Raw genomic sequence first — 24,859 nt, 5'->3', positions numbered from 1 at the left:
TACATTCTAATGAAATTTCCTTTTTATTCAACAAAAAAGGAAATTTCTTACGTCCTTTATAATTATAATATATATTATTCATTTTTCCAAAAAGGGACAGTATCCACCCCTAATATAGAAATCACTTCAACAATGGCATTAACCCGCTAGACTCTAACATAACATGTTCACCATCTGTTTCTATTTCTACTGTACGTTTATTCGTTCTATATACCATTATACCGTGCCTTTTTAAGCGTTTTACTACACTTTGGTGAGGATGTCCATACGGATTACTACTCCCGTAAGACAGAATAGCAAACTGCGGTACCACTTTTTTTATAAACGTTTCACTTGTTGAAGTATACGAACCGTGATGCCCCACTTTTAAAACATCTGCATGTACATCAAATTGTTTTAATATTTCATGTTCTGTCCGTACATCCGCGTCACCCATTAATAAAAAATCCGCTTTTCCATATCGCACCTTTAAAACAATTGAGGATTCATTATTTTCATCTTTTGATTTCCCATTGTTTAATACTTGTATAGAAACATGTGGATCCAGCGGTATATATTGCCCTTCCTTTACCGAAACGAAAGGTATCCCTCTTTTTTTAATATTATTCCGATATGTATGATAAGTAAGAGAACTATATGTTTTTCCGCTATCTAATATAAGCGATACCGGCATTTGCTCTACAATTGGAATTAGCCCCCCTATATGATCCATATCGGGATGCGTACTGACAATTACATCTAAATGATTAATCCCTTTCTCAATTAATTTCTGAATAATAACTTCTCCTGCTTCATAAGGTCCTCCATCAATTAACATTGTTTGTCCGTTTGGCATTATGATAAGTGTTGCATCACCTTGCCCCACTTTTAAAAAGCTCACTTTCATTTTACTAAGATGTTGCCGATGCATATGTAAAGGAGACGTAGTATGAATGGACATCATATACCTTTTAGCTGATGCGCTATTTAAAGAAAAACATAATAAAACAGAAACTAATAATAGAATAATCCGCATACCTCTCATAACTCGTCTCCTTTTTTCATTTAGTATGGCACTGTAAATAATTGATATACAAAAAAAGCTTAGCAAAATGCTAAGCTTTTATTTCGATATCTCTTGTAAGGAACCGAAGAATAAATCTGCTTCATTCATTTGTTCATTCTCTTCAGAAAGCGGCGGTAAATCATCTAATGTTTTCAATCCAAATGTGTCCAAAAATTCTTTTGTTGTTCCGTATAAAATAGGACGCCCTGGTCCTTCCGCTCTTCCCATTTCTTTTATAAGTAAATGTGAAACCAACGTTTGTAACGCCTTATCGGTTTTAACCCCTCTAATCTCTTCCATTTCAGTCCTTGTGATTGGTTGACGATATGCAACAATCGCTAACGTTTCAAGGGCAGCTTGTGAGAGCGAAGCAGCTGTTGGTGTATCTATTAATTTTTGATAATATGAAGCATGTTCTTTCTTTGTAGCAAAACGATATACTTTTGCATACTGTACAATTTGCAAACCACGGTTTGCACCTTCACATTCTTGTTGCATTTCTTCTAAAATATTAATTACTTCATTCATTTCAATTTCAAGAACTTTCGCTATTTGTTCTGGATAAATCCCTTCATCACCAGAAACAAATAAAAGGCCTTCAATAATTGACTTTTGTTCTTTCCTATCCATTTCACGAGCTCCTTCCTTCTATTTTCCCATAAAAATACACATCAAAAAACCGAATCACAATCAATGCGTTCGGTTCAATATTTTTTCTCTTGTTCCAAACGATACATTAAAACATAGCACGGGATAAAGTGTTTCTATCCCAATTTCATATACTTGCTCTATGCAGATTTATTAGAGCTTGATACGAAAATTTCATCAAAATTATGTTCTTGCTCAATTATGATTTGTTGATTTTTCATAAGTTCCAGAACTGCTAAAAATGTTACAACCATTATTTCACGTTCATCATCAACAAACAAATCATGAAAACTTTGGCGACCACCCTTTATTTTTAATTGCTTTAAAATATCAGTCATTCGCTGTTCAATTGGTATTTCTTGACGAGTAATACGTGTTGTTACAGGTTTTTTTGCCTTTTTACGGCGCATTAATTTTTGAAATGCCGCTAGCATATCATATAACGTAACATCAAGAGGCAAGCTTGTCTCTTCTTCTTGTTGCAACGATGTAAAGTCAATTGGTGGACGTGTATATAGCTGTGCTCTTTCTTGTTCTCTTTCTTTTAACTCAGTAGCAACTTGCTTATATTTCTTATATTCAATTAACCTCTCCATCAATTCTTGACGAGGATCATCTATAAAATCATCACCGTTATCAAGTACATCTTCTTCATGTTTCGGCAACAACATTTTACTTTTAATTTGTAATAACGTTGCGGCCATTACTAAATACTCACTTGCAACATCTAATTGCAGTTCTTTCATCGTATGCACATAAGATAAATATTGCTCTGTAATATCTGCTACAGGAATATTATATATATCAATTTCATAACGATGTATTAAATGTAACAATAGATCTAAAGGCCCTTCAAAAGCCTCTACTTTAAAATTATATTGCACAAAGCATCCCACCACATTTTTTCTATAACAACATAAGTATAGAGCATACTCATGTTCTATCCAACCTTTTTAAGAAATTTAATTAAAAATAGACCGATGCCTATGTCATCATGCCCACCACTTCATATGATAACAGTGTAGTAAGAACAATGTAGGAGGTCAAAAAACTATGGGTCACGTTGATTGTGGTTTTAGCGGTGGGTTCGCATTACTTGTTGTACTGTTTATTTTGCTAATTATTGTAGGAGCAGCTTGCTTCTGCTAATATGAACAATAACGGCTAGGGGGAAATCTCCTAGTCGTTTATTGTTCATATTTCTATGATACACTTATATGTATAACCGTTAGATAGGGGCGAGAAAACATGTATCCTACCGAATACATACAATTTTTAATTCATTTCCAAGGAGATTACGACTATTTTGAATGCCACGAAATACTAGAAGAGTACTGGAAGACAAAACCAAGAGGAAATCGTGATCATTACTTAGTTGGTCTCATTCAAATTGCCGTTTCTTTATACCATCAAAGACGTGCTAACTGGAATGGTTCCACAAAAATGATGAAAAGCGCAATCACAATTTTAGAAAAAAGCGGTGTGTCTTTACAACGTTTAGGAATTAATCAAGTACAACTTCTTTCCTTGCTCAATGAAAGATTGCAATCTATCCATAAAAAAGAACGTTTTGTACCTTTATTTTTACCCTTATCAGATCCATTGTTAGAGAAGCAGTGCATAGAGTTATGCAAAAAACAAAACCTCTCTTGGAAAGACTTGAATGCTATTCCAAGTGAATATATTATACACAAGCACTCTTTGCGTGATCGCACAGAGGTCATTACTGAACGAAACGAACAATTACAAAAAAGAAAGCAGAGATAATAAACTACTTATCCCTGCTTTCACGAATGTATATTTTGTTCTAGCCCTTTACATTTTTCGCAAAAACTTGCTGTTTGCTCATTTCCGCAAATTGTAAACTCAAGAAATTTACTCTTTAACTCTTGAACCATCTTCGTTCCAATCCCCACATGACGGTGGGACGGATTTACACTTAAATGCTGGATTTCTAATACTTGATTCTCTTTTTTTACAATCCCCATTATTCCAACAAAATCTTCATTTTCTTTCCACAAATACAATTGCCAATCATCTTTTGCTTCATATTCTTTCATTGTCAATTGTAATGTTTTCACATCTTTTTCAGTTGGCATAAACGAAAGAAGCCCCATTGCAATTTTTTCATAACTTTTTTTAAAACGAATTAACATAACCCTTATCCCTTCTCACAAAAGTTACAAACTAGTAATCCCCTCAATCACTCTTTTCATATCACATTCATTTTACAATATTTTCAACAGAGTGAGAAGAGTCTAAAACAACTTGATAATCATACAAAGCGAAAAGAAGAAAGTCAAATCTATGTTTCAGCACTATTCCTTTAATAAATAGAGTGAAAAAAATAAAATTTTATATGGAATGAAAAGAAACATATCATTCAACATCACTTCGTTAATAGTTCCCCTAAAACAGCACAATTCTAGCAAAATTAATATAACAAAAAATATTTGTTGAAACATATAATGTAATGTATTCTATGTAATTTGTTAAAGCTTTGTTCTCACAAGCAATATATTTTAGCAACAATACTACTTGTATGATGAGCTATAGAAGAAGTACTCAATCTCATTAAAAATAAAAAAGAGAGCAAAAGCTCTCTTTTTCCTTACCTTATTCTTCCCAAACTTTAACTTCTTTCATTACATCGCCTTGACGCATTTTTAATACTGTTTCAATACCGCTTGTTGCTTTACCAAATACAGTATGAACGCCATCTAAATGTGGCTGTGGCTCATGAACAACAAAGAATTGGCTACCGCCTGTGTTACGGCCAGCGTGAGCCATAGAAAGTGATCCTACAAGGTGTTTATGAGGGTTTCCATCAGTTTCACATGGAATAGAGTAACCTGGACCACCAGCACCTGTACCTGTTGGGTCTCCACCTTGGCTTACGAAGCCAGGAATAACACGGTGGAATGTAACACCGTCATAAAATCCTTGCTCTGCTAATTTTTTAAAGTTTTCTACTGTTTTTGGCGCTTCTTCTGGGAAAAATTCCAATTCGATTTTTTCACCGTTTTCCATTAATATGTATCCTAAAGTTTTCATATGTATATGTCTCCTTTCAACTATCTCAGCACTATATTACCACATTCATGACTAGAAACAAAAAGAATCCGACAATCTAGATACTTCTTTTTTAAAATGCGGAAAAAGCTAGGTGACAAATAAGAAATATATACTATAATAACTTTGTTGCCCGAAAATTTTAGAAAGAGAAAGGGAGCGGTTTTTCGTGAAAACGAAATTATTAGCTCTGCTATTAGCTGTAACGGTATTTATGATGCCAACAGCTTCATTTGCAGACATCATCGAGGGAGAATCAATTGTTACACTAGGAGAGAACTTATCCGAACAACAAAAACAAGATCTGTTAAAAGAAATGAAAGCACCGAAAGATGCTACAATTATTACTGTATCTAATGCGGAAGAACATAAATTTCTAGAAGGCATTGTTCCAAAAGCACAAATTGGTACGAGAGCAATTTCTTCTTCTATGATTACATACACAAAACCAGGATCTGGTCTTATTGTGCGATCAAAGAACATTAACTGGGTAACAGATGCAATGTACACTAACGCTTTGATTACAGCAGGTGTAAAAGATGCAGAAATTCAAATTACTGCACCTTTTAAAGTTTCAGGAACTGCAGCTTTAACTGGATTAATGAAAGCATATGAAACTGCGTCCAATAAACCAATTCCGGAAGAAGTTAAAAAAGTAGCGAATGAAGAAATGGTACAAACAGCCCAGCTTGGTGATAAAATTGGTGAAGAAAAAGCAGTTCAACTTGTTGCAAAAATTAAAGAAGAAATTGCAAAAGAACAGCCAAAAACAACAGAAGATTTACGTTCATTAATTAAAAAAATTGCTGATCAACTCGGCATTACATTAACAGATGAACAATTAGATAACCTAGTAGCGTTATTTGATAAAATGAAGAATCTTAATATCGATTGGAATCAAGTTGGTAGTCAATTAAACAAAGCAAAAGAACACGTTTCTGCCTTTTTAGGATCTGAAGAAGGACAAAGTTTTCTAGATAAAGTGAAAGATTTCTTCTCAAGTATCATTGATTTTGTTAAATCTTTATTCAAGTAAAAAAGAAGCCCGCCAGTGACGGGCTTCTTTTTTATACAAGTAACGGTAATTTCATAACAGCCTCTTCAACCGAACGCACTATATGATTTGCTTTCTCCTTTACATATGGATGGGCATGATGAAGAGTAAATGAATGCGGGGTTACTTCAAACATAGAAATATCATTGAAAGAATCTCCAATACAAGCAACTTCATTTGCTTCAATTTGCAAATGGTCCATTAGTCGTTTTAGAGCACTCCCCTTACTCACGCCTCTTGGCATAATATCAACATAGCGTTTACCTGATATAAAAACTTCCGCTTCGCCTTGAAACGTATCTCGTAGCTCTTGATCTAATGTCACAATTTTCTCTTCTTCTCCAAAAACAAACAATTTTGCAGGGTGTACAGTCTTACCAAACTCTTCTTCTAACGCTTCAATTTCGGCGATATGCACGCCCATATACGCTTCAAAATTATGGTGATGTTCATTTTTCCTTTTTGTATATCGTTGCTCATTTGCACAAACAATATCCGCTAGTCCTTTTTTATGTATATATCGATATATTTCCTGGGCAACCGTATTTTCAAAACTCGATTCATGAAATAAATTCCCACCTGGAAGTAACATTGTCGCTCCATTTAAGCCAGTTATGTAATATGGGAATGAAAACCTTTTTACAACTTCATCAATTCTGTGTGTAAAGCGGCCAGAGGCAAAACAAATATTTGTCCCTTTCTCAGCTAACCAACACAGCGCACGTTCATCTTCTTTTTGCATATGATTCACATCGTAAACGAGCGTGTCATCTAAATCACTTACAAATAATTTAATCATGTACTCTTCCCCTTCCATACACAATATCTACTCTAAGTGTACACAAAAAATGTTTGATTTTTGTTAAAAAACAATAAATTTTTACTAAAAAAAATAAACGGGTGTATAATCCCGTTTATTTTTGTCTTTTTACATTTTGAGGTCTTACAATACTTGGTCGTACTTTTAAACTAGACATCGTTGGACGGAGTAAAATTTTTGTTAACGCGCCCCAATCAAATGGTAAAAACGGCCATAAATAAGGTGTTTGTAAACTTTTTATAGACGTTAAAAATAAAATTAATATCGTCATACCAATTACAAATCCCATCTCATGGAAGAGACCTGTTAAAATAATAACAAACAATTTCCCAACCTTATTCCCTAATCCTAATTCATAACTCGGTGTTGCATATGCACCAATCATCGAAACCGCTACATACAAAATTACTTCTGGCACAAACAAACCTACATCAATTGCAATTTGACCAATTAATATGGCGGAAATCAACCCTGCTGCAGACGATAATGGGGTTGGAGTATGAATAGCAGCCATCCTTAAAAACTCAAGTCCGACCTCTGCCATTAACACCTGTAATAGGATTGGTAAATGCGTCATCTTAGTCGGTCCAATAAAAGCAAGATTTGCTGGTAAAAGAGTTGGATCAAATACAAACACTAACCAAAATGGTAATAAAAATAACGAGAATATAACACCTAAAAAGCGCACCCAGCGTAAAAATGTACCGACAGCTGGATTTTGTCTAAACTCTTCTGCGTGCTGTAAATGATGAAAATATGTTGTCGGTGTAATCATAGCACTTGGTGATGTGTCAACAAGTACTAACACATGTCCTTCTAGTAGATGATTTGCTGCTACATCTGGCCTTTCTGTATATCGAATAAGCGGGAATGGGTTATAACTTTGCTTTACAACAAATTCTTCTACTGTTTTATCCGCCATCGTAATTCCATCTACATCGATGTTATTTAATTCTTGTTTTATAATCTTTACTAAATCTGGATTTGCAACATCTTGAACGTATGTAATACAAATATCCGTTTGTGATCTATCTCCTACTCGAACCATTTCATTTCGAAGTCGTGGATCTCGAATTCTCCTACGAATTAACGCTGTATTTACAACGATATTTTCAACAAATCCATCCCTCGCACCGCGTACTACCTTTTCGGTATCTGGTTCTGTCGGTGTTCGCCCTGGATAACTACGAACATCGATCGCGAACGCTTCCGTTTCCCCTTCCACAAATATCACAATGAGCCCTGATAATACTTGGAGCATTACCTCATCCATCGTTTTCACTTTGCTTACTTGTTGATGGATTAAGCGATTCTCTAAAAGCTTCACTGTATCTTCTTCTACATCCCTTATCTCATTTGTATCCACCGCTTCTTCTAAAATAGGGATAATATAATTTGTATCACAAAGTCCGTTTACAAATAACACACCGATTTCTTTATTCAAAATTTGAAATTTACGAATGCCAACATCGTATGTAACGCCTAGTCCAACTGTCTGCTTTAAATAATTTTCATTATCACTTATGAAAGTTGATATAGGGATATCCACTTTTTTAGGCTTCGTCATAAAAACCACTCCTTTCCAAAATTAATTGAATCGCTTTTCTAGTAATAGGTGATCCCCTCTCCCATTCATCATTCCCGCACATCTTACCAATGTCACCGACTCCAACGATGACAGGAACATTCAAGTCATCTAAACAATAAATTGTATCTCCGCTAATTCTGCCAATTTCACCATCTGGAAGTCCAAATTTATCAACACCGTACTCGGTTAAATTTCCGTTCCGATCTACACTTACATCTACACGTGCCCATTCCCAATGATGCGTATTAGACGCTACCGCTAAAATACCGAGCACATCAATTTGTTTATGGGTAGCTACATATTTTAAAGCCTTTTCACCAGATCCTTCTCCAATAAATCCACTGTCATCAAACATGACAAATACAGGGTCATATGGCGTTTGCATAATAAGCTCAACAACTTTTTTCCCTGTCAATTTGGTTGGATTACTTTGTGATGCTGAAATACACCTTCCCCCAAATTCCTTTGTTAAAAGCTCAATTGTCCGCTTTGCATATTCATCTCCATCTGTGACCAAAACAACCCTTCGTCTCATTTGATTTATCCTTTCGGTTTACATATAAGTGCTATAAAAAACGAAAACAATATCGCTGCGGAAATGCCCGCAGACGTTAAACTAAACATGCCAATACCAATTCCTAAATATCCATGTTTTTCTGCTGCATGCATTGCTCCGTGCAATAGTGAATGTCCAAAACTTGTAATAGGGACTGTTGCTCCAGCACCTGCAAACTTTATTAGTTTATCGTACAATCCAAATCCATCTAAAATTGCTCCGATGACTACAAAAGTTGCCATTAAATGAGCTGGTGTTAACTTTGCGAAATCTAACAATAGTTGCCCAATTACACAAATAGCTCCACCTACAAGAAATGCATATATAAAATCCACAATTCACTCTCCTTTAACTCTCTCAAATACGACACCATGTGCAATTGTTGGGATCGTTTCTTTCTGTTGCATCATTATCGGGCTTAATAATGCGCCAGTGGCAACGACAAAAATTCGTTGTAAATTCCCTTTTTGCATCTCGTGTAATAAATGGCCATATGTGACAACTGCTGAACAAGCGCAACCACTACCACCTGCAAACACTTCTTCTTGACTTGATTCATAAATCATTAATCCGCAATCATTGTATATATGTCCAAGATCGTAACCTTCCTCAAGTAAAAGTTGTTTTGCAATCGGTGTCCCAACAGCTGATAAATCACCCGTAACAATCAAATCATAGTCATCGGCACTTCTTCTTAAATCTTCAAAATGCTGTTGAATTGTATGAGCTGCTGCTGGAGCCATCGCTGCCCCCATATCCAAAGGATTTGTGATTCCTAAATCTTGCACTTTTCCGATTGTAGCCGCCGTAATTTTAATTGCACTTTTTTCATTACTAATTAATATAGATCCTGCACCAGTCACAGTTGAATTTGCTGTCCCTGGTTTTTGCCCACCGTACTCTGTTGGATAGCGAAATTGTCTTTCAGCCGTTGCATTATGACTACTTACTGTAGCTAAGACACGATTTGCAAATCCACCGTCTATAAAAGCTGATCCAACTGCTAAAGTCTCCATAGACGTCGCACAGGCGCTAAACATTCCTAAAAAAGGAATGCCCCACTTACGCGCAACATAATTTGCTGTCACTGTTTGATTTAATAAATCTCCCGCTAAAAAGAAATCAATTTGCGATGTTTTTATATTCCCTTTTTGCACTGCTTGTTGAATTGAGTCTGACATTAATCTTCGTTCGGCGAGCTCCCAATTTTCCTCTCCACAATGCAAGTCATCATATGAAATATCAAAATCTTTTCCAAGAGGGCCCTCAGCTTCTTTCGGACCGACAGCAGTACCCGTTGCATTCACATATATATCGTTTTGAAATACCCACGTTTGTTTTCCGGTCAACCTCATACTAGCCCCTCCTTTAAGACATAAAAATTTTAAAGGTATACCTTATTAACCCAATGATATATGCACCAACAACCCCAAATACAATCACACTTCCTGCCAGTTTAAACATATTTGTCGCAATCCCTAGAACAATCCCTTCACTCTTATGTTCTAAGGCAGCGCTCGCCATAGAATTTGCAAATCCTGTTACCGGTACCGCTGATCCTGCTCCAGCAAATTGACCGATTTTATCATATACACCACATCCTGTTAAAATCGCGGATAATAAAACAAGCGTTGCAACAGTTGGGTTTCCTGCCTCTTGTTCACTGAAGTGAAAATAATGTATATAAAATTTCATCAATACTTCTCCAACTGTACAAATGAGTCCACCTACAAGAAATGCTTTGATACAATTTAGTAAATAGTTTGGCTTTGGATGATACTCCTTCACTTTATTTATGTAATCATCCTTCAATTTCTGACTTGTCATTTATATACTGCCTCCTACTTTACGAAATAAATCCAGTGAAACAACGAGCCTATTACTTTCCCAAGTACAAGAGCAACGAGTAAAACAATAATCTTCCCCTCTATCCCTACTCGTTTCGCTAAAATAGGTAGAACATTTAACACCTCTGTTAATGCCGCAGCGAGCATTCCAATGAACGTACCACAAAATAGCCCTAATATAACGAGCCAATATTGCGACGTTTGAAATGTAATGTTTTTCAAACTGCACCAAGCCCCTGTTAAAGTACCTGCAATAACTGCCCACTCAAAATATTGAATATGCTTTCCACTTCTCGTTAATTGAGCTAAACGGGGGATTATACCAAGTACAGCTAAAAATGCGACATATCCGCTACCTACCGCTATCCCTCCAGCTAAACCAATTAAAATAACAAATCCAGACTCAATCATCGGCAAGTTGTTTCATATTATCCTTGTTTTCATTAACGATTACATATTGATCAAGCGACTGTTGGTATTGAAACATCTCAACTTCTAACGGACTCGGCTCTTCATTAATTCGTTTTTGAAATACATGATTAAAGAATAGAACCATCCCTAAGCCAAGACCTACAGAATAAGGAATTTGAAATAAAAGTGGCTGTGCATTAAATTCTCCAGTAATCATGTAATATAACCGTTGATGTACTTGTTGCATACTTACATCCTCATGGAAATAAATGATTGCAAGAGCTGCTCCAATAAAAAGTAATAACCATACAAGTCCAAAGAAAACTGGGTGCACTTTCTTTTTTTCATAAATAATTTCAACAAGAGTTTGTCCAGAACCGAGTAAATTAATTTGTATGTGAGCCGCTTTTCGCCTAATGATCTCAATTATCTTCATAACATCAATTACAACATGCGTCTTATCGTGTGCTGTTATTTTGTAAACAATCTCATTTTGTAACGCTTCAACTACGAAAGCATCTCCAGCAAGCTGAGCAACATCACCTAGCTTCACTTCATACGAAGGAGAAACTTTTAAACGATTGCGCATTTTAATATAAATCGTTTGTTCCAACTTTCATTCACCCCTTCACTCTTCCTCGTAGTTGTAGTATGGTTATTGAATTTTTTTCTAATACAATTTTTTCATAAAAAAACATCTGCACCATTTTGGTACAGATGTTTTTTACTTATGCCTTTTTCTTAAATAAGTTTGCAATACTTAATGCAAGCCCTCCCCAAATGACTACTATTCCAATAACCATCATCATAATCGCTGATCCACTCATTATGAAACACCTCGATCTTTCCATTCTTTTTCAAGCTTGGCAGAATCCGAATGAATTTGTGCATCCCATTTTTTCAGGCCAATGATTATTGCAACTATGAGGAATGCTGCTGCTATCGACCAACCATACGTTACAACAAACTCAGTCGGATAATCTCCGTAGTTCTTTTTAATATTTTGGATTGTACCATCAATTAGCATATACCCTAACATAAGCGGAGTAATAACGAGTAAACTCACTCTCCAAAACGTTCCTAATTTAATATCAGATACAAAGTTTGCATGATTTTGATAAACTGGTAAACGGCGTAAAATGAGCCCTATCGTAACTACTTCCGCAAGTGCAATTGTAATTAATCCGAAATTATTAGCGAAATAGTCGACAACATCTAAGAACATAAGTCCACCACGTGTTGCAAAAACAAGAGAAACTAACACGAGAAGGGTTCCCATAATTCCAATAGTTTTTTCCCGACTTAAACTGAATTTTTCAGATACAGCGGCAAAGCATACTTCCGCGAGTGAAATAAGTGATGTAATTCCAGCAACCGTTAACGATAAGAAAAATAAAACACCAAACAACGGTGACATCGGCAATTCATTAATAATTTGGGGAAATACTACGAACGCAAGCCCAACGCCAGCACTTGCTACTTTATCAACCGGTACTCCCATATTATTTGCCATAAATCCAAGAGCTGCAAAGACCCCAATACCTGCTAATAATTCAAATCCTGAGTTTGCAAATCCAGTAATAAAGGCATTATTTGTTGTATCCGAGTTTTTCGGTAAATAACTAGAATACGTAATCATAATTCCAAATGCTAAAGATAAACTAAAGAATATTTGACCGTAAGCAGCAAGCCATACTTTCCCATCAAAAATACGACTCCAATCTGGTTTAAAGAATGCATCTAGTCCTTGCATAGCACCTTCCATCGTCACTGCACGAACAACGATAATAAGGAACATAACAACTAATAAAGGAATAAATATACGGTTAACAACTTCGATTCCTTTTTTAACTCCTTTAAATGCAACGCCAAGCACAATAATCCAAACGAGAGCTAACGGAATTAATACTTCTGGTACAAGTCCTCCAAATTGTCCTGGCTTATCTGCAACATGTAAGTACTCTTTAAATAAAAATGATTGCGTGTCTTTTCCCCATGCTCCAGTAATTGCAAAGTATGTATACGATATAGACCAAGCAATAATCACTGCATAATATGTTGAAACGATAAATGTTACGCACATTTGCCACCATCCAATAAATTCTGCACGCGGGCTAATACGGAAAAATGTAAGTGGTGCTGAGCCACGATGACGATGACCAAGGGCAAACTCAAACGCTAACAATGAAATACCAGTCGTTAATAATGCAAATAAATACGGTAAAAAGAATGCTCCTCCTCCATTTTCATACGCTGTATAAGGAAAACGCCATATGTTTCCTAATCCAACGGCAGATCCGACCGCTGCGAAAATAAATCCAGCCCTCGTTCCCCATTGTTGCCTCGTTTCCATGTTTCCTTCCCCCTTTATGACAAGTTCATACTTGGATTATATTTTAAATTGACTAAATTATCAATAAATTCTGTTAATTTTTGCGAAAATTAACATCTCTCTCCTATTAACGGCATAAAAAGATCGAATAGACAATTATTCGTCTATTCGATCTTTCATCTGTTTTAATATTTTCTTTTCAAGTCTTGAAACTTGTACTTGCGAAATGCCTATGCGCTCGGCTACTTCTGACTGTGTTTGATCTTTATAGTAACGCAAGTATACAATTAAGCGCTCTCGTTCATCTAGTTCTCTAATCGCTTCTTTTAAAGCAATTTTATCAAACCATTTCGTTTCAGATTGATCTGCAATTTGATCTAAAATAGTGATTGGATCTCCATCGTTTTCATATACAGTTTCATGTATAGATGAAGGGGCCCGGCTCGCTTCTTGTGCTAGAACAACTTCCTCTGGCGTTAGTTCTAGTGCCTCTGCCACTTCATTAATCGTTGGAGCCCTTCCGAATTCTTTCGAAAGCTCATCTCTCATCTTTCGAATTTTGTTTCCCGTTTCTTTTAAAGACCTACTAACTTTCACTGATCCATCATCGCGTAAGAAACGTTGTATTTCACCAATAATCATTGGAACTGCATATGTTGAAAATTTCACGTCGAAAGATAAATCAAATTTATCTACCGATTTCAAGAGCCCAATACATCCAATTTGAAATAGGTCGTCTGGTTCGTATCCTCGATTAAGAAACCGCTGTACAACCGACCAAACGAGGCGCATATTACTTTGAACGATTGTATCTCTCGCTTGTTGATCTCCATCTTGACTTTTTTGAATTAACGCTTTTAGCTCGTGGTCCTTTAACTGAGGTTTCTTCTTCTCATTTTTGACCTCTATGTCCATAGGCTATTCTCCTTAATTGCATAGAGCGTTACTATTTGATAAGTATTTTGTCAAATGGATTGTTGTCCCGAAAGATTCGTTTGAAATAACTTCTACTTCATCCATAAAATTTTCCATGATAGTAAATCCCATTCCGGAACGCTCTAATTCAGGTTTAGTTGTAAAAAGGGGTTGTCTCGCTTCATCTAAGTTAAAGATTCCAATCCCTTCATCTCGAATCGTGAGTTTCACCATTGCTTCTTCCAAAATTACAGAAATATAAACAATACCTTCTGCATTTCCTTCGTATCCATGAATAATTGCATTTGTAACCGCTTCTGACACAACTGTTTTAATCTCCGTTAATTCTTCCATCGTTGGATCTAGTTGTGCAATGAAAGCCGCCACTGTAACGCGAGCGAATGATTCATTTTGACTTAATGCTGAAAATTGAAGGTTCATTTCATTTCTCATCTATGCCACCCCCAACGTCGCGAGCGCGTGCGCTTCACTTTCTTCTAAGCGAACGATTTTGAATAAGCCCGACATTTCAAATAAACGCTTAACAGGCGGTGAAATTGCACAAACAACCATTTCTCCACCTAATCCCTTTACGTGTTTATATCGGCCTAATATAACACCTAGACCAGAACTATCCATAAACGATAAGTTCTCTAGGCTCAAAACAATATGATGAACACCATGTGTCTCAATCATATCTGTTACTTTCGTTCGCAACTCTTCAGCCGTATGATGATCTAATTCACCCTCTAGTCTCACACATAGGACGTCACGTTTTACTTCTAATTGCATGGAAAGACTCACACGATTTCCTCCTTATGCTCAAACTTTACTTATTCACATACATAAAGATTTTCGTGATATAAAATAAGAATCCTTCCTGCTGACAAAAGAAGAACTATTTCGTCATAAAGTGAAACCTTTCAGCATTATTCACTTACATACGAATAGAAAAGCGGCAAAATATTTGCCGCTATTTTGATGTTGAAAACATCCCAAAACTTCTTTTAAATAACTCCCACCAGCTCGCTGCAGCAACATCTTCTTTTGCTATAATTGTTTGTTTTAATAAAACATCTTTATCTTTTTTTATAACAAGGGTGCCAAGCGCGTCACCTTTTTTAATCGGTGCTTTTACTTTCTTTTCAGCAATTACTTCTTGTTTTACCTTGTCCATATTCTCGCCCTTCTTCATAAGAAGAGAAACATTATCTGACGCAACTAAATCTACTTTTTCTTTTTTCCCTTTTCCTACTTGAACTGTCTTAATTTTTTCGCCGCGCGTATACAATTTCTTTGTCATATATTGTCCAAATGCATAGTCAAGAAGCTTTGTCACTTGGTTGTTCCGTTCTTTTGATGTTGGTGCTCCCATGACAACTGAAATGACACGCATACCATTTTTTTCAGCCGATGCTGTTAAACAATATTTCGCTTCTGTCGTAAAACCTGTTTTTACTCCATCTACGCCAGGATAAAAACGTACTAGTTTATTCGTATTAACGAGCCAAAACTTTTTATCCGTATCTTCACGTAAATAATCTTCGTACTTACCTGTGTATTTACGAATAAGTGGATACTTCATCAATTCTCTCGCCATTATAGCCATATCATTTGCTGTCGAATAATGGTCTTTGGCCGGAAGACCTGTTGGATTTTGAAAATGTGTATTTTTCAGCCCTAAATCTTTCGCCTTTTTGTTCATCATATTTACAAATCCTTCTTCTGAACCTGCGATGTGCTCGGCTACTGCAACAGATGCGTCATTTCCAGATGCAATTGCAATACCCTTTAACATCTCATTTACAGTCATCTCTTCCCCAGGTTCTAAAAAGATTTGCGATCCACCCATTGAAGCTGCATGTTCGCTTGCTCTAACTTTATCGGTCAGTTTTAGTTTTCCTTTTTCAACTTGTTCCATAATTAAAAGCATTGTCATAATCTTTGTCATACTAGCAGGTGGTAATTTTTCATTTGGGTTTTTATCAAATAAAACTTTACCTGTATCTTGCTCAATTACGATTGCTGACGACGCTTGTTCCGCTAACTTCGGCGTTGTTTCTTCTGTTTTCTCCTGCTTCGTTTTTTCAGATTGCGCAAAACTCACTGAAGTTCCAGAAAGCAATAATATGAAACAAACAAGTATTCCAAAAACTCGCTTCATGACTAACCCTCCATTCTATATCAGACCTATTTTTTCCAATTCTCCTTTTTTTAATACCAATTTTTTCTATTATTTTCAGTTGACAAATACATTCGTCCCCTATATTGTATTAAGTGTATTACACATAGTAGTACACTTAATACATATGAGGAAGGAGACATTGCTCTTGCATATTCAACTTGACCCAAGAAGCAACACTCCGATATGGGAACAAATTGTTCAAAATATAAAAGAACTCGTATTGAAAAACATGTTGGCTCCAAGTGATAAACTTCCTTCTGTACGCGAACTCGCTTCTTTACTCGTTATAAATCCAAATACAGTGAGTAAAGCGTATCAAGAGTTAGAGCGACAAGGAATTATTGAAACGTTACGAGGAAAAGGAACATTTGTATCCCAATCGATTACCCCAACATTAGACGAAAGGAAAATCGCTATGGTTGAAAAGCAATTTCATCAATTACTATTAGAAGCCTCTTATCTTGGTATTACGAAAGATAAAATTCATGATTGGATAGATTCATACTATAAAGAGATTGGAGGGAATACGAATGTTGAAAGTGACAAGCTTGAAGAAAACAATTGATAATCAAACAATTTTAGACGATGTTTCTTTCACATTACAAAAAGGTAGTATCGTCGGATTACTTGGAAGAAATGGTGCGGGGAAAACAACTTTATTACGAACGATAGTCGGCATTTTAGACCCCGATGAGGGAACTGTTACATATGAGGATATCGACATTCATAAGAATCCTGAAACGAAACAAAAAATCGTATATGTCCCGGATTCTACTAACATACTGAACGGTTATACAGTAAAAGAAATCGTGAAGTTTTATAAAGCAGTTTATACCGCATTTGATGAACCATATTTCTACGAACTACTAGAACGTTTCAACTTACCAAACAAACGAATTCGTAGTTATTCAAAAGGAATGAAGGCACTGCTTGCCATCATTTTAGCTGTTGCTGCACAGGCAGAATATATTATTTTAGATGAACCAACAAACGGACTTGATCCTATCGTTAAAAGACAGATTTTACAGTTTCTCGTTGGAGAAGTTGCAGAAAAAGAGATTACCATTTTCATATCTACCCATCATTTAGATGAAGTTGAACAAATTGCAGATACAATCATCATATTAAAAGGACATACCGTATCTTCTATTACATCACTAGACGATGCAAAATCACAATTTGCTAAAATTCAAGTTGCTTATGAACGATCATTACCTCAAAAACTAGAAAACTTAAGCAATATTAAAATATTAAATCAAACGGGAAAAGTATATACGATTTTAATTGAAGGAAATGTAGCTGTAACGCTTGAGAAGTTTTATAAAGAGCAACCTATACTCATTGAAGAATTAACAATGTCACTTGAAGATATTTTTATCACTACATTTGAGGAGGATTCACATGTTTCATAAAGCTTTATGGATGAGGCAATGGAAGCAAGGAAAATATATAATTCTATTATTCTGGTTAACTAGTTTATATCAACTACCTTATAAATATTATCAAGAAGCGCAAATGCAACTAAAACTATCAAAAATGAAGTTTGGTGACTATGCATATTACTACTCCTACTATTTTCAGACATCTGATGGTGCCGTCTTCTTTCAAGGAGCTACTCTAATTGCACTCGCTTGTCTTTTAATTGGATGGGAACGTAATAATCAATCAACTGATTTTCTATTCTCGATGCCTTTTAAACGAAAGGATATTTTTTTAACAAAATGGTGGCTTGGTGTTTTGAATATTATTATAGTACAAATTGTTTGCTGGATTAGCATGTACGGAATAAAGAACATGTCGTTTCACAATGAGTATCAAACCTTTGCTCCGTTCTATAGTTACTTTCTATATGCTACCGTTGTACTTATCGCTATTTATACATTCACCTTATTTATCGGGACTTTTACTGGACATATATTTTCTCAAAGTATTTTAACTATCATTCTATTATTTTTACCATACGGTTTTGGATGGTTAATTTCCGGATTCATTTATTCACACGCACAATGGTCTGTAGATGCAATCGGAGAAATAGAGCTCCATACTCATGAGTACTTACAACATATAGGTATCATTTCACCATTAGAATATTTTTCTATTACTTATGATTACCACCCGATAGAAACATTTGATGACTATGGCAATAAACTTCCCAGTGTATCACAGGACAATCCTACGGAGCGTATTTCTGTACCTTCTCCTTGGACACTATTAACACCATTTTCTTACATCATTACCTTTTTATCAATAGCAACCTTTCTATATACACGTACACCGAACGAACAAAGTGGAAAAATACTATTGTTTCCTAACTTGCAAAAATGGTTCATAATTTGCACTGTTCTATGCTTCGGACTACTTGGTGGTAGAATATTAGGCGGACGAGATGCACTTCTGTCTTATTATGTTGGATTTTTCCTATTCGCTACCATAAGTTACTTCATTTTTACACGTCTATTAAAATTGAAGTTTGCTTTTGTAGGGAAATAAATATGCATTAAGGTGGTGGATACATGTTTCCAAAAGCATCTTAGATGTGAAACTATAAACACGGAACAATGACATTAAATAGAAGCTGACGAAAAAGGTATATAATGACAAAAGAAATATGTTATGAATTATTTAACTCTTATATGAACTAAATAAAAAAGGCATTGCACAAGAGCAATGCTTTTTTATTATATATCCCGATCTAAATAAAGAGGTTATTTCACATTCTCTCTCCTATCCCCATACACCATCTCTTCTTTCATCCCAAATCCATCACCATTTTGCACAATTTGCTCTGTCGGTGCAACTATACTTTCAGCAATTTTCCATTCCCCACGCTCTTTTACGAATACTTGTAGAAAATAGTTCATGCCATCTAATTGATATGCATTTTCTTTTTTCACATTATAGTGAATCGCAATGTAGTACACTTGAATGTTTTCTTTCCCTATTTTTGATACGTATTGCGATAGTCTCGGTATATAAAGTGCTGCTTTCTGAAAAGATAGTTGCTTCGCTTTAACAAGCGATGAACTTGTTACATTACGTAATGTGTCCCGATTACGAATATTATCGCTATGGTGGAATAATACTGCGTTTTGCATAGAACGAACCCATAATTTCGAATATAAGACTGTATTATCGTTTTCGATGTACTTCACTTCTTTTCGCACCACTTGGATAGGCGTATCTGCGTACGTGAATGTTTGAAAACAGAAAAAACTACCAAATAAAATGGTAAGTGCAGCAATATATTTCATAATCTTTCCTCCGATCTTTTAATTAAAGTATCGGAGTTTCAAAATATTTTTATTCAAAAGAAAAAGGATAGGAATGCTTTCGCTTCCTATCCTCATTTATTATAATACGCGGCCAAATAGTTCTAAGACCATTTCTATTTCTTGGTCGCTCCAACCTTTAAATCTCTCTTTATAATATTCTTTACGCACAGCTTCAAGTTTTTCAGTTACTTCTCTTCCGTGCTCTGTAATTTCTAAGTACACGATTCGACGATCTGAATTAGAACGTTTTCTTTCTACTAATCCTTTTCGTACGAGACGATCTGTAACAGCTGTAATATGACTGGAGGTTACGTTTACTTCACTCGCAATTTGCGAAGCCATCTGTGGACTGTTTAAAAATAACGCACGTAATACAGAAAATTCATTATATGGCATATGTTCTGCAAAACGTGTATTAATATCATTTTGTAATAAACGTATCATTTTTCGAAATGATGCAGATAAATCTAAAATCAGCGTTTCTCTTTTTTCGTTCAATAGCCTCGTCCCTTTTTTATCATATTTACACATATTATAATCTATAAATACCTATGTTGTATATGCTTTCTTTCCTCAACATTCTCATTTATGTAACTTTTTTCATATAAATTTCTTTTTTGTTCACACATATACATATAAAAAGGATGGTGATGGAAAATGCAGGGTGGAATGAATCCTTATTTACACAACGTACGCACTGCTAATACTGGTAAAGAAGCTACTATTACTGTACAAGGAGAAGGTGTTGTAAAAGCAAAACCGAATGTTGTTATATTAACACTCGGCATTCGAACAGATGATAAAAATGTAAAACAGGCTCAAGAAGAAAATGCAGTGCAATCCAAACAATTGCTGGATGCACTTAAACAGCTTGGTATTGCCGATAAAGATATAGAGACGATTTCTTATACAATTACTCCTCAATACGAATATGTAAATGATAAAGCATTGCTACAAGGATACCGTGTAGAGCATTTGTATGAAATTACCGTTTTAAATGTACAAAAAGCTGGGGAAGTATATGATATAGCCGTTTCAAATGGCGCAAATGTAGCAAAAGGGTTACGTTTCCGAGTATCTCATCCAAATAAATATTATGAGCAAGCTCTCATTCAAGCTCTGCACCAGGCAGTAGAAAAAGCTCGTGCTATTGCGAGTACATATAATTTAAATATTAATCCTGTTCCCCTCTCATTCGTTGAAGAATCTGCCCAATTACCAAGGGAGGTTACGTCTTATGCTACTTTACATGTGCAAGCAGCTCCACCTATTCAATCGGGAGAATTAGAAATTATTTCAACAATACGGGCAATTTTTACGTATTTATAAATAATTTCATTTATAAGTAAACGTTATCATTTTCCTTGTTGTAAAAACATGATGTTCTGATATAATAAAGGACGGTGAGCTCTTACGAAAGAGATATCACGGGTGGGAGAGGGATATGAAAAAGAAGGTTTAACATGAAAGGAATACTTGAAAGAACATTTAAATTAGGTTTACACGAAACATCACCAAAACAAGAAGTTTTAGCTGGAGTTACGTCATTTTTCACGATCGTATATATTATGATTGTAAATGCGTCAATTTTATCCGATGCTGGCATTCCTCTTGAAGCTGGAATTTTAGCAACTGTTTTCAGTTCATTTGTCGGATGTCTACTCATGGCATTTTGGGCAAATGCACCTGCTATTCTTGTCCCTGGTATGGGTGTAAATGCATTCTTCACGTACACAGCTGTGCATACGCTTGGACTAACTTGGCAAGAAGCATTGGCTGCTGTCTTTATCTCTGGTATTATTTTTGCAATTGCCGCTTTTACACCAATCGCTCGCGTGCTATCAGTATCAATTCCAAAGTCATTAAAGGAAGCGATTACTGTCGGCATCGGATTATTTTTAGCGTTTATCGGATTGCAAAAAGGTGGTTTAGTCGTTTCGAACCCAAATACTGCTGTTGCAATGGGTAAATTAAGTAACCCTGTCGTTCTTGCGACCGTGCTTACTCTTATCGTTGCACTTGTACTATTTATTCGTAACGTACGTGGAAACTTTTTATGGACGATTGCAATAGGAACTGGTATTGCATGGCTATTTGGCCTTGTTGATACAAGTCAAATCGGAAATAGTTCATTCTCATTCGCTAATTACGGCGATGTCTTTGGAGCTATGTCATTTGGCAAACTTTCTTCCTTACCGTTTTGGATTGCAACATTCTCCTTAAGCATGGTGCTTATTTTTGAGAACATGGGACTTCTGCACGGTTTATTAGAAGATGACCGTAAATTCCCACGTGCTTACCAAGCCAATGCAATTTCAGCAATGACATGTGGTCTATTTGGCACAAGCCCTACCGTATCAACAGTAGAGAGTGCCGCAGGTATTACTGCAGGCGGAAAGACAGGTCTGACGTCTATCGTTACGGGGTTGTTATTCTTTGCATCATTGTTTGCACTTCCGTTTGTCAAACTAATTCCTGATAGTGCCATTGCACCAATCTTAATTATTATTGGCGGCCTGATGATTACAAGCATTCAGCAAATTCCTCTGAACGATTTTTCAGAAGGATTTCCAGCGTTCTTAATTATCGTCATGATCCCGCTCACATATAGTATCGCTGATGGCATTGCGTTCGGATTTATTGCTTACCCTATCTTAAAAGTTGCTCTTGGAAAGCGTAAAGAAGTCGCACCATCTATGTATATCATTACATGCTTATTCTTAGCTATGTTTGTATTACATGCTATTGGTTAAGAAAAAACACCGGGGAAATCCTCGGTGTTTTTTACTTAAACCATCCTTTTTTATAAAACCAGGCCATCATTCCGCCGCCAATTAATGCCATTAGAAGAAGACAAATAAAATAACTATATTGTCCACCAAGCTCTGGCATATGCGTAAAGTTCATTCCATATACTCCCGCAATAAATGTTAATGGCATGAAAATAGTCGAGAATACAGTTAATGTTTTCATAATGTTATTCATATGATGTGAGTTTAATGAAAAATAACTATCCCGAATATCCGCCGTTAACTCTCGACTTGCCTCAATCATTTCCGTAAGTTTAAGTAAATGATCATGTATATCTTTAAAATAAATCTCATGATCACTTATACCGTAAAAACGAGTGGAATTCAAAATACGATACAATAAATCACGCATTGGAATAATTGTACGTCTTAACTTAGATAAATCTGCCCTAATATCAAATACTTCTTCTAGCACGGCTCCTGCTGTCTCACCTGTTAAATTATCATCAATCGCATTTAAATGGTCTTCAATGTAATATACAGGTGCGAAATAATCATCTACAATTTGATCAGTGATCGTATGTGCTACATGTAAAGGCCCTTTCTTAATCCGCCTCTTCTCACCAAGTGTTTTCCATACTCTTTCAATTGCATTATTATGAGAAAAATGGAAAGAAACAATATAGCGATCACTAACAAACAAATCAATTTCATGTGGTTCTAGCCCATCTTCTCCAAACGCGTGAAGAACTAAAAAGTTATATCCATCATAAAAATCAACTTTTGGCCTCTGTACATATTCTAGACAGTCTTCAATTGCAAGGGGATGGAACTTAAAATGGTCTTGCAAAATATATGTATACTCTTCTTTCGTTGGCTTATATAAATCTAGCCAATACCATACAATATGGTCTTTCTTTGTTTCTTCTAGAGAAACATCATATAATACTTCATCTGTTTTTGTTACTGCACAAATTCTAATCATAATTTCACCCATTATTATTATAAACAAAAAATAGTAAAAAAAGCCAAGGAGAAATCTCCTCAGCTTTTTTTTATTACTTCGTTACGATACCGTGTACTAAAGTTGGTGCATCTACGTGTTCTTTAGAGATCTTCATGTTCTCATAAATTTTCGCTTTTACATCTTCAACATTTTCGCGGTTTGCGTAAATTGTAACAAGGGATTCACCTTGCTTCACGCTATCGCCTACTTTTTTGCGCAGCATTAGACCAACTGCTAAATCAATTTCAGACTCTTTCGTTGCACGTCCTGCTCCTAAAAGCATTGCTGCTGTTCCGATTTCGTCTGCAACGATTTCTGATACATATCCGTCTTCTTTCGCTTCCACTTCAATTTTAAATTGTGCTTGTGGCAATTTAGAAGGGTCATCAACAACAGATGCGTCGCCGCCTTGCGCTGATAAGAACGTTTTAAATGATTCTAGCGCTTTTCCGTTGTTCATTACTTCAATTAGCTTTTCACGTGCATCTTCTAAAGATGAAGCTTGTCCAGCAAGGTACACCATTTGACTTCCAAGTGTTAAACATAGCTCTTCTAAATCTTTCGGCCCTTTACCTTGTAATGTATCAATTGCTTCTTGTACTTCTAATGCGTTACCGATAGCTTCACCGAGTGGTTGACTCATATCAGAAATAACTGCCATCGTATTACGACCAACGTTATTACCGATGCGTACCATTGCTTCTGCTAAACGTTTTGCATCTTCATCCGTTTTCATAAATGCACCTGCTCCAGTTTTTACATCAAGAACAATTGCATCTGCACCAGCAGCAATTTTTTTACTCATAATCGAACTTGCAATAAGCGGAATTGAGTTTACTGTTGCTGTTACATCACGAAGTGCATATAACTTTTTATCAGCAGGTGTTAAGTTACCACTTTGGCCGATAACAGCGATTTTGTTTTCATTTACAAGACGCATGAATTCATCGTTTTCAATTTCCACATGGAATCCTGGAACTGCTTCTAATTTATCAATTGTACCACCAGTATGTCCTAAACCGCGTCCAGACATTTTCGCTACTGGTACACCTAAAGCAGCTACTAATGGACCTAATACAAGTGTCGTTGTATCACCAACACCACCTGTCGAATGCTTATCTACTTTTACACCTTCAATAGCTGATAAGTCGATTGTATCACCGCTATTTACCATTGCCATCGTTAAATCAGCACGCTCTTGATCGTTCATATCTTGGAAGAAAATTGCCATTGCAAGTGAACTTACTTGATAATCAGGAATATCACCATTTGTATATCCTTCAACAATAAAGTTAATTTCTTCTGTCGTTAATGCATGTCCGTCACGTTTTTTTGCAATTAGGTCCACCATTCTCATT

31 protein-coding genes are annotated in these 24,859 nt (G+C 35.8%); 8 read left to right on the top strand and 23 right to left on the bottom strand.

From position 1 onward, the window contains the following. Nucleotides 1-121: 121 nt before the first annotated feature. The 3 genes from OXT04_RS15985 to scpA form a co-directional block, all read right to left on the bottom strand. Nucleotides 122-1,024 carry a ComEC/Rec2 family competence protein gene (locus OXT04_RS15985; protein WP_267415841.1) on the bottom strand — a complete coding sequence of 301 codons (903 nt, stop codon included), beginning with the start codon at nt 1,022-1,024 and terminating at the stop codon, nt 122-124. Between the two features lie 78 nt (nt 1,025-1,102). Further along, nucleotides 1,103-1,675, bottom strand: a complete 573-nt coding sequence (scpB, locus tag OXT04_RS15980) for a segregation/condensation protein ScpB (RefSeq protein WP_000375171.1) — start codon at nt 1,673-1,675, stop codon at nt 1,103-1,105. 158 nt (nt 1,676-1,833) lie between these two features. Beyond that, nucleotides 1,834-2,577: a segregation/condensation protein A gene (gene scpA, locus OXT04_RS15975; RefSeq protein ID WP_001199751.1), complete on the bottom strand. Its 744-nt coding sequence runs from the start codon at nt 2,575-2,577 to the stop codon at nt 1,834-1,836. 169 nt (nt 2,578-2,746) lie between these two features. Between scpA and OXT04_RS15970 the strand changes: the two genes are divergently transcribed. After that, on the top strand, nt 2,747-2,842 hold the full coding sequence (locus tag OXT04_RS15970) for a YjcZ family sporulation protein (protein WP_000510194.1): 96 nt from the start codon (nt 2,747-2,749) through the stop codon (nt 2,840-2,842). 99 nt (nt 2,843-2,941) lie between these two features. Continuing rightward, the gene (locus OXT04_RS15965; protein WP_097822474.1) at nt 2,942-3,460 is read left to right on the top strand and encodes a DUF309 domain-containing protein; all 519 of its coding nucleotides are present in this window, start codon (nt 2,942-2,944) and stop codon (nt 3,458-3,460) included. 20 nt (nt 3,461-3,480) lie between these two features. On the opposite strand, the gene ribT is transcribed toward OXT04_RS15965, so the two are convergent. Beyond that, nucleotides 3,481-3,849: a GNAT family N-acetyltransferase RibT gene (ribT, locus tag OXT04_RS15960; protein WP_000908401.1), complete on the bottom strand. Its 369-nt coding sequence runs from the start codon at nt 3,847-3,849 to the stop codon at nt 3,481-3,483. Nucleotides 3,850-4,309: 460 nt separating this feature from the next. Further along, nucleotides 4,310-4,747 carry a peptidylprolyl isomerase gene (locus OXT04_RS15955; RefSeq protein ID WP_000853788.1) on the bottom strand — a complete coding sequence of 146 codons (438 nt, stop codon included), beginning with the start codon at nt 4,745-4,747 and terminating at the stop codon, nt 4,310-4,312. A 187-nt stretch (nt 4,748-4,934) separates the two neighbouring features. Here OXT04_RS15955 and OXT04_RS15950 point away from each other — a divergent pair, with 187 nt between their 5' ends. Beyond that, nucleotides 4,935-5,801, top strand: a complete 867-nt coding sequence (locus OXT04_RS15950) for a DUF1002 domain-containing protein (protein ID WP_000850513.1) — start codon at nt 4,935-4,937, stop codon at nt 5,799-5,801. 31 nt (nt 5,802-5,832) lie between these two features. Here OXT04_RS15950 and OXT04_RS15945 read toward each other — a convergent pair whose 3' ends face one another. The 14 genes from OXT04_RS15945 to dacF all read right to left on the bottom strand — a co-directional run bounded on the left by OXT04_RS15945 (nt 5,833) and on the right by dacF (nt 16,452). Further along, nucleotides 5,833-6,636 carry a Cof-type HAD-IIB family hydrolase gene (locus tag OXT04_RS15945; RefSeq protein WP_141537024.1) on the bottom strand — a complete coding sequence of 268 codons (804 nt, stop codon included), beginning with the start codon at nt 6,634-6,636 and terminating at the stop codon, nt 5,833-5,835. 97 nt (nt 6,637-6,733) lie between these two features. After that, entirely contained in the window at nt 6,734-8,206 is a 1,473-nt protein-coding gene (gene spoVAF, locus OXT04_RS15940; protein ID WP_000165595.1) for a spore germination protein SpoVAF, read from the bottom strand. Beyond that, on the bottom strand, nt 8,193-8,762 hold the full coding sequence (gene spoVAEA / locus OXT04_RS15935) for a stage V sporulation protein SpoVABEA (RefSeq protein ID WP_001254416.1): 570 nt from the start codon (nt 8,760-8,762) through the stop codon (nt 8,193-8,195). Before spoVAEA ends, spoVAF begins: the two co-directional genes overlap by 14 nt. A 5-nt stretch (nt 8,763-8,767) precedes the next feature. Beyond that, nucleotides 8,768-9,118 carry a stage V sporulation protein AE gene (gene spoVAE, locus OXT04_RS15930; protein WP_000345907.1) on the bottom strand — a complete coding sequence of 117 codons (351 nt, stop codon included), beginning with the start codon at nt 9,116-9,118 and terminating at the stop codon, nt 8,768-8,770. A gap of 3 nt (nt 9,119-9,121) precedes the next feature. Further along, nucleotides 9,122-10,138, bottom strand: coding sequence for a stage V sporulation protein AD (gene spoVAD / locus OXT04_RS15925; RefSeq protein WP_001241138.1), 1,017 nt, complete (start codon nt 10,136-10,138; stop codon nt 9,122-9,124). Between the two features lie 13 nt (nt 10,139-10,151). Beyond that, nucleotides 10,152-10,610 carry a stage V sporulation protein AC gene (spoVAC, locus tag OXT04_RS15920; protein ID WP_000203808.1) on the bottom strand — a complete coding sequence of 153 codons (459 nt, stop codon included), beginning with the start codon at nt 10,608-10,610 and terminating at the stop codon, nt 10,152-10,154. A 14-nt stretch (nt 10,611-10,624) separates the two neighbouring features. Further along, complete coding sequence (gene spoVAB, locus OXT04_RS15915) at nt 10,625-11,041, bottom strand: stage V sporulation protein SpoVAB (protein ID WP_043352414.1); 417 nt, start codon at nt 11,039-11,041, stop codon at nt 10,625-10,627. Next, a complete protein-coding gene (locus tag OXT04_RS15910) occupies nt 11,034-11,654 on the bottom strand; it encodes a stage V sporulation protein AA (protein WP_016512343.1) in 621 nt (206 codons plus the stop codon). The genes spoVAB and OXT04_RS15910 overlap by 8 nt, the downstream gene beginning before the upstream one ends. A gap of 115 nt (nt 11,655-11,769) precedes the next feature. Continuing rightward, nucleotides 11,770-11,868, bottom strand: coding sequence for a methionine/alanine import family NSS transporter small subunit (locus OXT04_RS15905; RefSeq protein ID WP_000016826.1), 99 nt, complete (start codon nt 11,866-11,868; stop codon nt 11,770-11,772). After that, a complete protein-coding gene (locus OXT04_RS15900; RefSeq protein WP_000450088.1) occupies nt 11,868-13,394 on the bottom strand; it encodes a sodium-dependent transporter in 1,527 nt (508 codons plus the stop codon). The genes OXT04_RS15905 and OXT04_RS15900 overlap by 1 nt, the downstream gene beginning before the upstream one ends. 135 nt (nt 13,395-13,529) lie before the next feature. Further along, the gene (gene sigF, locus OXT04_RS15895) at nt 13,530-14,288 is read right to left on the bottom strand and encodes an RNA polymerase sporulation sigma factor SigF (RefSeq protein ID WP_000350729.1); all 759 of its coding nucleotides are present in this window, start codon (nt 14,286-14,288) and stop codon (nt 13,530-13,532) included. A 12-nt stretch (nt 14,289-14,300) separates the two neighbouring features. Further along, the gene (gene spoIIAB, locus OXT04_RS15890) at nt 14,301-14,741 is read right to left on the bottom strand and encodes an anti-sigma F factor (protein ID WP_001243398.1); all 441 of its coding nucleotides are present in this window, start codon (nt 14,739-14,741) and stop codon (nt 14,301-14,303) included. Further along, nucleotides 14,742-15,092, bottom strand: a complete 351-nt coding sequence (gene spoIIAA, locus OXT04_RS15885) for an anti-sigma F factor antagonist (protein ID WP_000059135.1) — start codon at nt 15,090-15,092, stop codon at nt 14,742-14,744. Between the two features lie 169 nt (nt 15,093-15,261). Next, nucleotides 15,262-16,452 carry a serine-type D-Ala-D-Ala carboxypeptidase DacF gene (gene dacF / locus OXT04_RS15880; protein ID WP_000831976.1) on the bottom strand — a complete coding sequence of 397 codons (1,191 nt, stop codon included), beginning with the start codon at nt 16,450-16,452 and terminating at the stop codon, nt 15,262-15,264. 166 nt (nt 16,453-16,618) lie between these two features. On the opposite strand from dacF, the gene OXT04_RS15875 reads away from it, so the two are divergent. From OXT04_RS15875 to OXT04_RS15865, 3 genes are read left to right on the top strand one after another with little or no spacing between them, the layout of a single operon-like run. Beyond that, entirely contained in the window at nt 16,619-17,038 is a 420-nt protein-coding gene (locus tag OXT04_RS15875; RefSeq protein ID WP_000548028.1) for a GntR family transcriptional regulator, read from the top strand. Further along, nucleotides 17,004-17,885: an ABC transporter ATP-binding protein gene (locus tag OXT04_RS15870; protein ID WP_000922125.1), complete on the top strand. Its 882-nt coding sequence runs from the start codon at nt 17,004-17,006 to the stop codon at nt 17,883-17,885. Before OXT04_RS15875 ends, OXT04_RS15870 begins: the two co-directional genes overlap by 35 nt. After that, nucleotides 17,875-18,963 (top strand): ABC-2 transporter permease, encoded by a 1,089-nt coding sequence (locus OXT04_RS15865; RefSeq protein WP_000468508.1) that lies wholly within the window; start codon nt 17,875-17,877, stop codon nt 18,961-18,963. Before OXT04_RS15870 ends, OXT04_RS15865 begins: the two co-directional genes overlap by 11 nt. A 215-nt stretch (nt 18,964-19,178) precedes the next feature. Here OXT04_RS15865 and OXT04_RS15860 read toward each other — a convergent pair whose 3' ends face one another. Further along, nucleotides 19,179-19,724 (bottom strand): hypothetical protein, encoded by a 546-nt coding sequence (locus OXT04_RS15860; RefSeq protein WP_097924721.1) that lies wholly within the window; start codon nt 19,722-19,724, stop codon nt 19,179-19,181. A gap of 99 nt (nt 19,725-19,823) precedes the next feature. Continuing rightward, nucleotides 19,824-20,243: a MarR family winged helix-turn-helix transcriptional regulator gene (locus OXT04_RS15855; RefSeq protein WP_001003307.1), complete on the bottom strand. Its 420-nt coding sequence runs from the start codon at nt 20,241-20,243 to the stop codon at nt 19,824-19,826. Nucleotides 20,244-20,402: 159 nt separating this feature from the next. On the opposite strand from OXT04_RS15855, the gene OXT04_RS15850 reads away from it, so the two are divergent. Then, complete coding sequence (locus OXT04_RS15850) at nt 20,403-21,074, top strand: SIMPL domain-containing protein (protein WP_098284571.1); 672 nt, start codon at nt 20,403-20,405, stop codon at nt 21,072-21,074. A gap of 134 nt (nt 21,075-21,208) precedes the next feature. Then, nucleotides 21,209-22,498: an NCS2 family permease gene (locus tag OXT04_RS15845; protein WP_000676248.1), complete on the top strand. Its 1,290-nt coding sequence runs from the start codon at nt 21,209-21,211 to the stop codon at nt 22,496-22,498. 31 nt (nt 22,499-22,529) lie between these two features. On the opposite strand, the gene corA is transcribed toward OXT04_RS15845, so the two are convergent. Together corA and OXT04_RS15835 are read right to left on the bottom strand one after the other, a co-directional pair. Continuing rightward, the gene (corA, locus tag OXT04_RS15840) at nt 22,530-23,492 is read right to left on the bottom strand and encodes a magnesium/cobalt transporter CorA (protein ID WP_002026281.1); all 963 of its coding nucleotides are present in this window, start codon (nt 23,490-23,492) and stop codon (nt 22,530-22,532) included. Between the two features lie 61 nt (nt 23,493-23,553). Next, nucleotides 23,554-24,858 (bottom strand): pyrimidine-nucleoside phosphorylase, encoded by a 1,305-nt coding sequence (locus OXT04_RS15835; protein ID WP_001243080.1) that lies wholly within the window; start codon nt 24,856-24,858, stop codon nt 23,554-23,556. Between the last annotated feature and the right edge of the window lies 1 nt (nt 24,859).

This window comes from Bacillus sp. GC_Bacil_1 (genome assembly GCF_026540675.1).
GTDB classification, from domain to species: Bacteria; Bacillota; Bacilli; order Bacillales; family Bacillaceae_G; genus Bacillus_A; species Bacillus_A cereus.
Note: the sequence above shows the minus strand (reverse complement) of the source record. Positions and strands in the feature narration are given on the sequence as shown.